This is a genomic window from Bradyrhizobium rifense (assembly GCF_008123425.1).
Taxonomy (GTDB): Bacteria; Pseudomonadota; Alphaproteobacteria; order Rhizobiales; family Xanthobacteraceae; genus Bradyrhizobium; species Bradyrhizobium rifense.
Genome location: NZ_VSSS01000042.1, coordinates 49,617 through 63,333 on the forward strand (window position 1 = coordinate 49,617; position 13,717 = coordinate 63,333).

8 protein-coding genes are annotated in these 13,717 nt (G+C 66.2%); 4 read left to right on the forward strand and 4 right to left on the reverse strand.

Annotated elements, in window-relative coordinates:
- Nucleotides 1-147: 147 nt before the first annotated feature.
- The gene (locus FXB40_RS27270) at nt 148-5,928 is read left to right on the forward strand and encodes an apolipoprotein A-IV repeat region-like domain-containing protein (protein ID WP_148775223.1); all 5,781 of its coding nucleotides are present in this window, start codon (nt 148-150) and stop codon (nt 5,926-5,928) included.
- A gap of 244 nt (nt 5,929-6,172) precedes the next feature.
- Nucleotides 6,173-7,159 (forward strand): integrase core domain-containing protein, encoded by a 987-nt coding sequence (locus FXB40_RS27275; RefSeq protein ID WP_148775224.1) that lies wholly within the window; start codon nt 6,173-6,175, stop codon nt 7,157-7,159.
- Nucleotides 7,160-7,205: 46 nt separating this feature from the next.
- Here FXB40_RS27275 and FXB40_RS27280 read toward each other — a convergent pair whose 3' ends face one another.
- Genes FXB40_RS27280 through FXB40_RS27290 form a run of 3 tightly spaced genes read right to left on the reverse strand, consistent with a single transcriptional unit; the run spans nt 7,206 to nt 10,022 of the window.
- Entirely contained in the window at nt 7,206-8,087 is an 882-nt protein-coding gene (locus FXB40_RS27280) for an MlaD family protein (RefSeq protein WP_148775225.1), read from the reverse strand.
- Nucleotides 8,088-8,103: 16 nt separating this feature from the next.
- A complete protein-coding gene (locus tag FXB40_RS27285) occupies nt 8,104-8,886 on the reverse strand; it encodes an ABC transporter ATP-binding protein (RefSeq protein ID WP_187437178.1) in 783 nt (260 codons plus the stop codon).
- Nucleotides 8,887-8,888: 2 nt separating this feature from the next.
- Nucleotides 8,889-10,022, reverse strand: a complete 1,134-nt coding sequence (locus FXB40_RS27290; RefSeq protein WP_148775227.1) for an MlaE family ABC transporter permease — start codon at nt 10,020-10,022, stop codon at nt 8,889-8,891.
- A 132-nt stretch (nt 10,023-10,154) separates the two neighbouring features.
- Here FXB40_RS27290 and dgcA point away from each other — a divergent pair, with 132 nt between their 5' ends.
- Complete coding sequence (gene dgcA, locus FXB40_RS27295; RefSeq protein ID WP_148775228.1) at nt 10,155-11,150, forward strand: N-acetyl-D-Glu racemase DgcA; 996 nt, start codon at nt 10,155-10,157, stop codon at nt 11,148-11,150.
- Here dgcA and FXB40_RS27300 read toward each other — a convergent pair.
- On the reverse strand, nt 11,120-12,316 hold the full coding sequence (locus FXB40_RS27300; protein ID WP_148775229.1) for an MFS transporter: 1,197 nt from the start codon (nt 12,314-12,316) through the stop codon (nt 11,120-11,122). The two genes, dgcA and FXB40_RS27300, sit on opposite strands and share 31 nt — an antisense overlap.
- A gap of 75 nt (nt 12,317-12,391) precedes the next feature.
- Here FXB40_RS27300 and FXB40_RS27305 point away from each other — a divergent pair, with 75 nt between their 5' ends.
- Nucleotides 12,392-13,705 carry a hypothetical protein gene (locus FXB40_RS27305; protein WP_187437179.1) on the forward strand — a complete coding sequence of 438 codons (1,314 nt, stop codon included), beginning with the start codon at nt 12,392-12,394 and terminating at the stop codon, nt 13,703-13,705.
- Nucleotides 13,706-13,717 lie beyond the last annotated feature (12 nt).

Below are 13,717 nucleotides of genomic sequence, written 5' to 3' on the forward strand. Positions count from 1 at the left end.
AATAGGATGTTGCGGAAATTGGCGGACAAGCCGTCCGGGTGGGGACGGCTCGGAGATCCGCGCAAGCGGCATGATCCGGACTGTGGGCTTGCGTAGCGCGCAGGGCTCGCGGGGGGACGCGTACAAGTAACGAGGGCTCGACTGAACATGGCCAACACTCCCAAAAAGGTCAAAGATCCCACAGAAGATGCGCTTTCTGCGATCCAGGAAGCCCTCAACATCAGCGACACGGCTGCCGATACCAGCCGCAACGCATCGATGCGCAACGAAACCGCGCCTTCGGTGGCGCCGCCGGCACCTCCCATGTTCGACGAGCCGACGTTCGAGCCTCGCGCTGCCGCCAACGAGCGCGCCGTGTTCGATCCGATCGAGGAACCGCGCACCTCGCGCCGCGCCGCCAATGACGACCGCGAGACCATCGGCCTGCTGCTCCAGTCGCTGCAGACGGGCCGCCCTGCCCGCAACATCTACACCGGCGCGACCATCTTCACGGTGGTCTGGCTTGCGGCCTGCGCCGCGCTGACGGTCGGCTTCCTGCCCTCGATCCGGGCCGCCATGGGCGAGAGCGGTGGCGTGCTGGCGATCGCCGGCCTCGCCACGATGTTCTTCGCACCGATCATGCTGTTCTACTTCCTCGCCAGCCTGGTCTGGCGCGGCCAGCAGATGAGCCAGGTCGCGCAGGCGATGGCGCAGGTCGCGATCCGCTTCTCCGAGCCGGAAGGCTCGGCCTCCGATTCCATGGTCACCGTCGGCCAGGCCATCCGCCGCGAGGTCGCGGCGATGGGCGACGGCATCGAACGCGCCATCGCGCGCGCCGGCGAGCTCGAGACGCTGGTCGCCAACGAGGTCGCCGCACTTGAGCGCGCCTATTCCGACAACGAAGTGCGCATCCGCGCCCTGCTTCAGGACATCGCGCATCAGCGCGACAACCTGGTCGGCCAGGCCGAGCAGGTCCGCAGCGCCATTTCCGGCGTGCAGATCGACCTCCGCCACGACATCGCGCTGATCTCGGATGCGATCGCCTCGCGCGTCGACGAGGTCGCGAAATCCATCACCGGCGCGCTGGAAGAGCGCGGCGCCCACATCACCGGCGCGCTGAGCCACGCCGGCGACAACATGATCCTGGCGCTCGGCGAGCGCGGCGGCGACCTGCTCGACCGCCTCGAGGAGGCCAGCGCCGAGACCACGCGCGCGGTGCTCGACGCCAGCGAGCGGCTGACCACCAGCCTCAACTTCAAGACCGGCCACGTTCACGACGAGTTCGTCGACCTCGCCGACCGCGTCCACGAGATGCTGAACGAGCGCATCGACCGCATCACCGGCGAGTTCGAGCAGCGTTCCGCCGCGATCGTCGATGGCATCTCCGAGCGCACCGAGCAGGTGCATGACAGCCTGAAGAATTCGTCGGACTCGCTGCTGCTCGAGCTCGAGCTGCGCTCCAACGACCTCTCCGCCAAGATCGACGACGCCGGCAACCGCCTCGCCGGCCAGATCATGACCTCCGGCGACAAGGCGAGCGAAGCGCTCGACGCCACGGTCAACACCCTCGTCGCCAAGGTCGTCAGCCAGACCGAGACCGCGCACGACTCGCTGTCGCTGCAGATGAGCGCGTTCGACGAGCTGGTGAAGAACCAGGGTTCCGAGCTGGTCGAGAAGTTCGCGCGCGATTCCGGCACGCTGGGTGCCCTGATCACCCGCCACATCTCCGAGTTCGACCGCACCGTGAAGACGTTCGGCGGCGAGATCGTCGAGCGCATGGGCCAGCGCACCCACGACATCCATGAGTCGCTGAAGACCTATGTCGACAATTTCGACACCCGCTTCACCTCCAACGGCGGTGCCATCACGGCCGTGCTCGACCAGCGCCTGGTGCAGTTCGAGACCACGATCGGCGAACGCGTCACCAACCTCGACGCCTCGCTGAACGGCAAGATCACGAGCCTCGACGGCACTATCGAAGGCCACATCAGGACGTTCGACGAGCAGCTCGTCGGCCGCGTTGCCGCGCTCGAAGAGTCATTCGACACCCGCGCCAAGTCGGTGACGGAAACCATCGACGGGCGTCTCAACACGCTCGCGACGTCGCTGACCGATGGTGCAGCCCAGGCGATCCAGTCCGTCGACACGCGCTTGACGCACCTCACGACGACGCTGACCGACGGCGCCTCGCAGACGATCCAGGCGATCGATACGCGGCTGACGCACCTCACGACGACGTTCAACAGCGGCGCATCGCAGGCGCTGGAGTCCGTCGATAGCCGCCTCACCTATCTGACGACCGCTTTGACCAACGGCGCCTCGCAGGCCGTGCAGTCGATCGACACCCGCCTCACCTTGCTGACCTCCACGCTCACGGACGGCACCGCGCAGGCGATCGAGGCGGTCGACCGCCGCATCACCGGCGTCGCCGACCTCATCGACGGCCGCAGCATGCACCTGACCGACACGGTCACGGCACGCTTCCAGGACATCCACCAGGCGATCGAGACCAAGGTCGGTTCGGTTGCCAACGACATCGACGTGCGGGTGGCGCAGTTCGAAGACCTGCTCGGCTCGCGTGTCGAGGCCGTTGCCGGCCGCATCGAGAGCAGCGGCCGCCAGGCCAGCGAGGACATGATGTCCCGCGCCGAGATGATCTCGACCGCGATCCGCTCGCATGTCGACGACGCCGAGCGTTCGCTCACCAACCTCGTCGTCAACACCAGCGAGACGATCCAGACTGGTGCGCGCACTGCGCAGCAGTCGCTGATGACGGTCTCCTCCGACGTCAATGCCCAGCTCAAGATGACCTCCGCCGAGGTCGAGCGCGCGCTGACCGCGGTCGGCACCGGTGCTGCCAACTCGATCCTGACCAGCGCCCGCGAGGCGCAGTCGTCCCTGGTCGCGGCCTCGGGCGATGCCTCCAACCAGATCAAGGGGCTCGCCGCCGACGTCGAACGCACGCTGTCCGCGGCCGGTTCGGCCACCGCGGCCTCGATCCTGGCCGGCGCCCGCGAGGTGCAGACCACGCTCGTCACCGCCTCGTCGGATGCGGCCAACCACGTCAAGACGCTCACCGCCGACGTGCAGCGCTCGCTGTCGCTCGCCGGCACCAGCACGGCGGAATCAATCACCGCCGGCGCCCGCGATGCGCAGGGCACGCTGATCGCGGCCTCGACCGAGACCGCCAACCAGATCAAGGCGCTGTCCTCCGATGTCCAGCGCTCGCTCTCGATGGCCGGCACCTCGACCGCCGAGACCATTATGACCGGCGCGCGCGAGGCCCAGAACACGCTCGTCGCCGGATCTGCGGATGCAGCAAACCAAGTTAAAGCTCTTACGGCCGACGTGCAGCGGTCGCTCTCCATGGCTGGCACTTCGACGGCAGAGAGCATTCTGACCGGCGCGCGCGAAGCCCAGAGCACGCTGGTCAATGCGTCCTCGGATGCGGCGAGCCAGGTCAAGTCGCTCGCGGCCGAAGTGCATCGCTCGCTGTCGCAGGTCGGCCAGACCACCGCCGAGACGATCACGGCGAGCGCCCGTGATGCCCAGAGCACCCTTCTTGCTGTCTCCGCAGAACAAACCGGCCAGGTCCGTTCGCTCGCAGCCGAGATGCAGCGCGCGCTGGCGACCGCCGGCGGCGCCACCATCGAGGCGCTCACCAGCGGCGTGCGCGAGGCCCAGGGCACGCTGATCACCGCGTCGACCGACGCGGCGAGCCAGATCAAGTCGCTAACGACGGACATCGAGCGCACGCTGACCGCGGTCGGCGCCGACACCGCCTCGACGATCCTCAGCAGCGCACGCGAGGCCCAGACCTCGCTGACCTCGACCTCGGCGGATGCCGCGAGCCAGATCCGCACGATCTCGACCGAGATCGAGCGCGCGCTGAGCACGGCCACTGCAAATGCCACCAACGACATCCAGACCAGCGCGCTCAACGCCCAGAATGCGCTGATCAACGCCTCCAACGAGGCGAGCTCGCGGGTCAAGTCGAGCTCGGCCGACGTCGAGCGCTCGGTGCTCTCCGCCTCGAGCAGCTTCGGCCAGGCCATGACCGGCAAGACCGACGAGATCGTCACCTATGTGCAGCAGCAGGCCGACCGCCTCTCGAACATGATCGACGCCAAGCGCGGCTCGCTCGTGGACGCGATCGGCTCGAAGACCAGCCAGCTCACGCTCGACATCGACCGCGTCACCTCCGACGCGCTGAAGTCGATCGAGACGCGCGGCACGGCGTTCTCGCAGACCATGATGGGCAACGGCAACGAAGTCGCCCGCACCATCAATGCGGCGAGCGAAGTCGCGACCAGCGCGGTCGGCCGGTCGCTCAAGGACCTCGAGACGGCCTCGCGTGCGGCGATCGATCAGTCGCGCCAGGTCTCGATTGCGGCCGTCACCGAGATGCAGGAGACCAGCAAGATCCTGCGCACCGACACGGTCGCCCTGTTCGAGCGTCTGCGCGAGGGCAACATCCTCCTCCAGGAGGTGCTGACCGGTGCGCACGACAACCTCAACTCGCTCGAGCGGGCGCTGGTGACGCGCGTCGCCGACTTCGTTTCGGCAATGAACGACGTCACCTCGCGCAACGGCGCTGCGACGCAGAACCTGGAAGACCAGCTCAACGTCTTCAACACGAAGACCACGCGGGCACTGCAGGATCTCGGCGAGCTGTCGACCCAGTTCGACGCACACGGCAAGGCGCTCGTCGATGCCGCACAGGTCGTCGAGCAGAGCAACAAGAACACCACCGCCTCGCTCGCCGAGCGCAAGCAGGCGCTGGAATCGCTCGTCACCACCATCGACCTGCGTACCACCGATCTCGACCAGCGCCTGTCGCGCTTCACTGGGCTGCTCGATGAGTCGCTCGCTGCGGCCGAAGAGCGTGCCCGCGACATCGCCCGCGTGGTCGCGGAGACCGCCGGTGCAGGTTCGGCCGCAATCACCCGCCAGTTCGAGGCGGTGCGGTCGGCCTCCGAAGAGGAGCACCGCCAGACCATCGATGCCATGCACGACATCTACCGCCAGACCACCGACGAGGCGGATGCGATGTTCAAGCAGTCGGCCGAGAAGTTCGGCAACCTCGTCTCCAGCATGAAGCAGATGGCATTCGAGATGCACAACGAGCTCGAAGCCACCCGCAACGAGCTGCGCCGCGGCGTGCTCGAGATGCCGCAGGAGGCCGCCGAGAGCACTGCGCAGATGCGTAAGGTGATCGTCGACCAGATCGAGGCGCTCGCCGAGCTCAACCGCATCGTGGCCCAGCACGGCCGCGGCCTCGACGTCACCACGACGGGCCGCGCTTCTGTCGCCGTCCAGCGCCAGGAAGAGCCTATCATGGCAAGCGCGGGCGGTCGTGGCACCGAGACCCGCATGCGCGACACGGGTAGCGCGTCCACGCTGCCGCCGCCGGACCTCGGCATGCCCGCCGCCTCGCGTCGCACCGAGGCACCTCCGGTCGCGCCTGGCGGTAACGACCAGGGCCGCGACGGCTGGCTGTCGGATCTGTTGAACCGCACGGACGCCAACCAGGCTGCTCCGACCGGTCGTGAGGCCCCGCGTGGCCGCCAGGCTGCACCCGCTGCGCAGCCGCAGGCCCCGCAGAGCAGCGGCAATCCGCTGGAATCGCTATCGCTCGACATCGGCCGACTGATGGACCGCAACCTCGCCACCGAGATGTGGGACCGCTACCAGCGCGGCGAGAACAAGGCCTTCACCAAACGCCTGTACACGCCCGCCGGCCAGAAGGCTTTTGACGAGGTCGCCCGCAAGTACCGCGCCGACCGCAACTTCAAGGGCACGGTCGACCGCTATATCGGCGAGTTCGAACGCCTGCTCGACGAAGTCGCCCGCGACGGCCGCGGCCCGCAGGAGCTGCGCAGCCACCTCACCTCGGAGACGGGTTTGGTGTACACGCTGCTCGCACATGCGGCGGGCCGGCTGGGGTGAGACGCGGATAACGTACGACCGGAATGAGAACGGAGGCCTTGCGGCCTCCGTTTTTGCGTTGGGGTAGTTCACTGCGCATTGGGAAACGACGACGCTCCCACAAACTCCGTCATTGCGAGGAGCTCTTGCGACGAAGCAATCCAGGCTGTCACCGCGGAGACAGACTGGATTGCTTCGCTTCGCTCGCAATTGTGCAAGTTCATTAATTCGCTGATCGAATTCATCCTGTTCAGGGAGGATTCCGATGCGCGACAACACCTTCGACCGGACGATCGAACGGAACTACGTTACGAAGTGGCGGTTCCTGATCGCGGAGTACGAGGAGGTAAAGGCCGGCCGCTCACCGGCCTTCCGCCGGGTGGGGGATTTCTACAGGCACCACGGCACCTGCTCGCAGACCTTCCGGAAGTACTACAATCGCTACTTGCGGAGTGGAGCGGAGGCAGACCTGCTACCCCAGCGCCGGGGACCGAAATGGCGGGAGCGCCGCGAGCCGGAAGGCATCGAGGCGGAGATCGTCGCCTGTCGTAAGCGGGGCATGAACCGGTACGAAGTCCACGCTGCCTTGCGCGAACGACGAGATACGGTACCGTCGCTCTCGTCCATCTACCGAACCTTCAAACGCTATCAGCTGAACCGCCGCAGCCCGGCCATGCGCGAGGAGAAACGTCGCATTATCAAGGACAAGATCGGCGAACTCGGGCATGTCGACCTGCACCAATTGTCCCGCGACATGTTCCTGGTGCCACCACTAAGCACGGCCTTCATCGTCAGCCTGGTCGATAGCTGCTCGCGCCTGGCCTGGGCCGAGGTGCTGACCTCAAAAAAGGCGCTGCCGGTCATGTTCAAGACCTTGAAGATGATCAACACCCTCAACGTTACCTACGGGGTTCAGTTCGCCGAGATCCTGTCGGACAACGGGGCGGAGTTCGCCTCCCGAAACACCCCCGAAGAGCATCCCTTCGAGGCCATGCTGCTCGAGCTGGGCATCAAGCATCGCTATACAAAGCCCTACCGACCGCAAACAAATGGCAAGGACGAACGCTTCTGGCGAACTCTGGACGACGACGTCATCGAGGGCGCAACCTTCGACAACCTCGACCACTTCGCCAACGAACTCTTCGAGTACATCGTCTACTACAACAACTTCAGGCCTCATCAGGCCCTCGGCGGCAAGTCTCCAAAGGAATTTGCCGCCGCCAAAACCGAAACCATTCGATCAGCGAATTAGTGAACTTGCACAGCAATGACGAAGGAGAGAGGCGTGGACTGAGCTGCTACTGCCGCTTGCGCTCGTTGGCGGGCGCCGGCTTCGGCGCCTCGGCCGGCGGGGGCGCGGCCGCTGGCGCGTTGTTACTCGCGCCGAACAATACGCGCGTCGGGTTGCGATCAAAATTGTTCACCGCGCGGCTGATGTCGCCGAGCGTACGGCGGCCGTCGGTTATCAGTGCACCCGAGCGCTTGTCGAAATCCTCGGCGAGTTCGCGGATCGATTTGACGGTCAGGAACAGCTCGCCGCCGTCCTTGCCGCCGGCGAGCGTGTTGAGACCGAGCATGAGGTTGTCGGCCTTCAGCATCACGCCGTCGACCTTGGCCATCACGCCGTCGATCTTCTCGGAGTTGCGCGCGAGCGAATTGGTGAAGGTCTCGAGGTTCTTCAGCGAGTTCTTCACCGACTCCTGGTTGTCGGCGACGATCTTGTTGATGTTCTGCAGCGTGCCGCGGATCGCCTCGGTGACGTCCTGGAGCTTGTTCGGATCGGCCGTCAGCGTCGGGATGCCGTCCTCGTCGAGCGGCGGCGGCGGAGCCGCCTCCTCGCCGCCCTTGAGCGAGATCGCGGCGACGCCGGTCAGGCCCTGGAATTCGAGGCCGACGAGGGTATCCTTGCGGAGCGGCGTGTTGTTCTCGATCATGGCGAGTGCGACAACCCGCCGCGGGTTGTCGAGCTTCACCGAGACGACTTCGCCCACCCGGATACCGTTGAAATTGACGCTGCCGCCGTTGCGCAGGCCCGCGGCCGGGCCCTCGAACACGACGCGGAAGGGGCTGCGCTGCTTGGTGGTGTGCAGCGACTGGAACCACAGCACGAAGCCGATCGCAGCCGCGAGCACCGCCAGCGTGAAGGATCCGATCAGTACGTAGTTCGCCCGCGTTTCCATCAGCTGCTCCGGCTACTCAAGTCACGACCGCGCGGGCGCGCTTGCCATGGAAATACTGCCTCAGCCAGGGATGCTGCGAGGCCTGCATGTCGGCGATCGACCCTGCCGCAATGATCTTACCGTTCCCTAAAACGGCGATGCGGTCGCAGGCTGTGTAAAGGCTGTCGAGGTCGTGGGTTACCATGAAAACGGTCAGCCCCAAAGTCCGCTGCAGCGTCCTGACCAGATCGTCGAAGTCGCCGGCGCCGATCGGATCGAGGCCGGAGGTCGGTTCGTCCAGGAAGACGAGGTCAGGATCGAGCGACAGCGCGCGGGCCAGCGCGACGCGCTTGATCATGCCGCCCGAGAGTTCCGAGGGGAAACGCTCGGCCACTTCCGGCTTGAGGCCGACCATGGCGAGCTTGGCCATGGTGATCTCGTCCATCAGCCGCTGCGAGACGCGCAGATATTCGCGCATTGGAAACTGGATGTTCTGCCGCACCGTGAGCGAGGAGAACAGCGCGCCTTGCTGGAACAGCACGCCCCAGCGCCGCTCGACGTTACGGCGCTGCGAGGTGTTGGAGGAATCCAGATCGACGCCGAACACCTCGATGGAGCCCGCGACCTTCGGCACCAGGCCGATGATGGTGCGGGTCAATACCGATTTGCCCGCACCGGAGGGACCGACAAATCCCAAAATCTCGCCGCGCTTGACGTCGAGGTTGAGGCCGTCGAGCACCCGCGTCGCGCCGAACTGCACGGTAATGTCGCGGACGCGGATGATGGGATCTTGAATCGCGTTCTGGATTTCTTGCGCCATCGTCACATTCCGATCGAGGCGAAGAAGATGGCGAACACGCCGTCCATCACGATGACGAAGAAGATGCCCTTCACCACAGACGCAGTGGTGTGCTGTCCGAGCGATTCCGCGCTGCCCTGCACGGCGAGACCCTCGACGCAGGCAACGATGCCGATCACTGCGGCCATGACGGGCGCTTTCACCATGCCGACGATGAAATGATCGATCGAGATGGAGTCGCGCAGACGCAGCAGAAACGCTTCGGGGTCGACACCGCCATAGAGCCAGGCGACGAGACCGCCGCCATAGAGCGCGGCCATGGCGCCGAGAAAGGCGAGGATCGGCAGCGCCAGCACCAGCGCCAGCATACGCGGCAGCACCAGCACCTCGATCGGATCGAAGCCCATGGTGCGCAGCGCGTCGATCTCCTCGCGCATCTTCATCGAGCCGAGCTCGGCGGTGTAGGCGCTGCCCGAGCGGCCCGCGACCATGATGGCGACGAGCAAGACGCCGATCTCGCGCAACACCAGCACGCCGAGCATGTCGACGACGAAGATGTCGGCGCCGAAGCGGCGGAAATGGAAAATGCCCTGCTGGGCGATGATGCAGCCGATCAGGAAGGTGATCAGCACGATGATCGGCACCGCGCGCCAGCAGACCTGCTCGAGGTGATGCACGGTCGAGGTCAGGCGGAGCGAGCGCGGATGGATGAGCACGCGCCCGCACGCCGCGAGCACCGCGCCGAGCATGTCGACGAGGCCCGCGACGGTGCCGGCGATACCGGCGACGGCGCGCCCGATCTGCTCCAGCATGCCGGTGATGGTGATCGTGGTGGTGTCGACCACCGGGGTCGCGCGGACCCGGCGTACCTCGTCCACGAGGCTCGAATAATTGGCCGACAGTCCTGCGATCTGCGCCTCGACCGCGCCCTGGGTCAGGCTGCGGCGTAGCCGCTCGATCAGCCAGGCGCCAAAGGTGTCGAGCTTGGCGACCTCGGAGACGTCGATGAAGATGCTTTGGGGGCTGCCGGCGAGCTTCTCGGCGTCGGCTACCATCCGCTCCAGCACCGGCGCGAAGCTCGCGGTCCAGGTTCCGGTGGCGCAGAGGGCCAGCGCGTTGCCTTTGGCAATCCGTTCCAGCTTCGGATCGCCGCTCAAGGTGTCCGCTCCCGTATCAGGGCGGAGGAAATCAGATAGTTGCGCACGCCCTTACCCAGGAAAGGTATCCCCAACTGGTTAATGTTAGTTGCTAGAGGTAACTAGCAGGTTCAGATTTCGCCAGAGTTCAAAATGACTTCCAGCAAAGTTCCTGCCCTTGCCGCGCGAATCGAGCGGTTTCCCATCGCCGGCAGTTTCACGATCAGCCGCGGCGCCAAGACCGAAGCCGTGACCGTTGTGGCCGAACTGAGCCAAAACGGCCTGACCGGCCGCGGCGAATGCGTTCCTTATCTCCGCTATGGCGAGACGCCCGAGGCAACGCTGGCCACGATCGAGGCCATGCAGGCGGCCGTAGCGGGCGGCCTGACGCGGCAGGCCCTCCAGGCCGCCATGCCGCCAGGAGCAGCCCGCAATGCGCTGGATTGCGCCCTGATCGACCTCGAGGCCAAGGCGGCGGGCCTGCGGGCCTGGAACCTGCTGGACCGCCCGATCCCGGGCGAGCGCACCACGGCCTACACGATCTCGCTCGGCACCCCGGACGCCATGGCGGTGGCAACTGCGAAAGCGGCGCACCGGCCGCTGCTCAAGATCAAGCTCGGCGGCGACGGCGATCCCGAGCGGATCGCGGCCGTGCGCAAGGCAGCACCCGAGTCCGAGTTGATCGTGGACGCCAACGAGGCCTGGACCGAGGCCAATCTGGAAGCCAACCTCGCCGCCTGCGACGCTGTCGGCGTCACCCTGGTCGAGCAGCCGCTGCCGGCCGGCAAGGACGACGCGCTGGCGCGGATCAAGCGGCCGCTCGCAGTCTGCGCCGACGAGAGCGTGCATGACCGTGGCTCGCTGGCACCCTTGCGCGCACGCTACGACGCCGTGAACATCAAGCTCGACAAGACCGGCGGCCTCACCGAGGCGCTGGCCATGGCCGATGCCGCGCAGGCGCTCGGCTTCGAGATCATGATCGGCTGCATGGTCGCGACCTCGCTGTCGATGGCGCCGGCCATGCTGGTGACCCCGCAGGCGCGCTTCGTCGATCTCGACGGCCCTTTGTTGCTGGCGCGCGATCGCGATCATGGACTGCGTTATGACGAGAGCCTGGTCTATCCGCCGGACGCTTCGCTCTGGGGCTGAGCCATGAGCCGATGCCGCGCCGACCAGATCACAATCGCGCCGGCCGCCGCCATCGCCGCCATGACGTAATAGAGACCGTCGCCGATGCGGGCGTAGATCGCGCCTGAGGCGATCGAGCTTGTCGCGCCCAACAAGCCGCTGCAGGCAGCATAGTAACCCTGCCCTCGCGCAATCTGATGCGACGGCACGCGCTGCACCAGCAAATTCATGGTGCCGACGATGGTAATGCCGAAGGTGAGGCCGTGGCCGAGCTGCGCGATCGCGAGCAGCGCCAGCGGCGGATCCTGCGCCGTGACGATCCAGCGCAGCACCGCGCTGATGCCGCCGATCGCCATCAGCGATGACGGATGCAGCGAGAAGCGCGGCGACAGCGCGAAGACGACGATCTCGGCGATCACACCCAGCGTCCAGAGTCCCGCGATCGTGAATCCACCGAGCCCATGGGCCTGCCAGCTGATCGCCGAAAACGAGTAATAGGCGGCGTGACTGCCCTGGATCAGCGCGGCCGAAATGACGACCAGCCAGAAACCAACATCGCGCAGCAGGGCATTGCTGCCGTGCTGTTCCGCGGTCCTTCGCCTGACATCGTCGAGCGGCTGGAGCAACAGGCCTGCGATGGCCGCAACGAGAGCCCATGCGACGATGACCCAGATCAGCTCGCGCGTGTCGATGCTGTCCACGAGATAGCCGCAGGCGAGTGCGCCGGCAGCGAAGGCCGCCGAGCCCCACAGCCGAACCGGCCCATAGTCGAAGCCGTAGCGAATGACGCCGCGCAACGCGTAGGCATCCGTCAGCGGGACGACCGGCGTCCACATGATGCAGGTCAGCGCATAGATCAGGAACAGGGCCAGCGGCTGCTGCTGCAAGCCGACGGCCGCAAATCCGATCGCGGTGGCCACCACCGAACCCATCATGCCGGCGCGAATCGCATGGCGCTTTTCGGCAAAAGCGGTTGCATAGGGCAGTGTGGTGAAGCGCGTGATCCCCGGCAGCGCGTTGATGATCCCGATCCAGGCCGCATCGACGCCGACCGCCTTGAGCCAGACCGGGAAGAACGGCAGATGCGTGCCCGACACCGCGAACACGGCCGAGTAGAACAGCGCGAGACGCACGGCGAATCGCCGCTTGACGGATGTCGCGATGGGGATTTGTGATTCGCCTGCCATCAAACCAATTGCGATTCGGTCGATATCGTGGTGATCGTTACAGTAACGCGCGGTGATTTGCGCGACGAGATTGTCATGGCCAACGAAGCATTCGCCCTCTCGCCCATGTCTGCCCGCGCGGCCGAGCCGAACGAGCAGGATTACGACGCGATCCGCGAAGCCTTCATGGAGACCGCGCGCGGCCGCTGGTTCCTCGGCGAATACGCCAAGCGCAACCGCAATGCCGACACAAGCATGGTGCTCGACGCGGTCGCCAAAATCGAAGAAGCCCTTGCGGCACAGCGACAACCCGTCGTCGAGGACCGCTTGCCCGAAGCGCTGGTCGCGATCCGCCGCGCCGTCGAGGTTGCAGAAAGCGCCGCGGCTAAGGCGTTCGATCCGGCCGCGCTCGAGGCGAGCCTCGCACCGATCCCGCGCGGCGTGCGCATCATCAAGGAGATCTCCTGGCGCTGGCGCGAGATCGGCGCCGACGGGCGAATCTGCGACCTGATTGATTCGCAGCTATCCTCGATCGAAGCAGCCTGCGCCCAGGTGTCGACCATCGACCCGCGCGGCGACCTCAAGGCCGCCTTCGATCTGCTCAAGGACCGGGTCGAGCAGACGGACGCTGACGGCGCCGCAGCGCCGCAGGCCGCAGTGCGGCCGGCGCCTGCGCAAGCCGCACAGCCGGTGGCGGAAGCGCCAATTGCCGAAGCGCCCGCCGCGATGGCGAGCGAAGCACCCGTGGCTTTTACGGAGACGCCGCAGGACATCGCGCCCGAGATCGCCGAAAGCCACACCGCCGTCGAAGCGCGTTTTGCTGCGGTCGAGGACAGCCTCGCCGATCCTGCTTCCGTGGCCGAGATTGCGGACGAGTTCTCGCTCGATGCCGCCGCGGAGGCCGAAGACGACGCCGTGCTCGCGCGGATCGCGATGGAGATGGCCGCGCCCGATCCGGAGTTCGACGAGATCGTCGAGCCCATCGAGATGGAAGCGGCTATTCCCGAGCCGATGCCGGAGCCGATGATTGAGGAACCGGTCGCAATGGAGGCGCCGATCGCGCCGCACGTTGCGCCTCCCTTGGAGGAGCCGGTTGTCGAGGAGCCGCATGTCGAGGAGCCGATTGCCGAAACACCGATCGCGATGGAATCGCTCGCGCGCCTCACCGATGCCATTGCGGAAGCCGCCGCCGAAGTGATGGAGCAGCCGGCCCTCGCCATGGCGGCCGTGGCGAATTTCGGCGCAGCACCGACCGCGTCACTTCCAATGCCGTCCCCCCTGCCCGAGCTCTCGCTCGGCGCCACCGTCCTGGCCAGCGGCATCGTGCAAAAGCCCCGCCCCGCCGCCAACGACGCCCTCGCCCCGATCCGCCGCATGACCCAGGCCGAGAAGATCGCGTTCTTTTCGTAGGGGGCGCTCGCA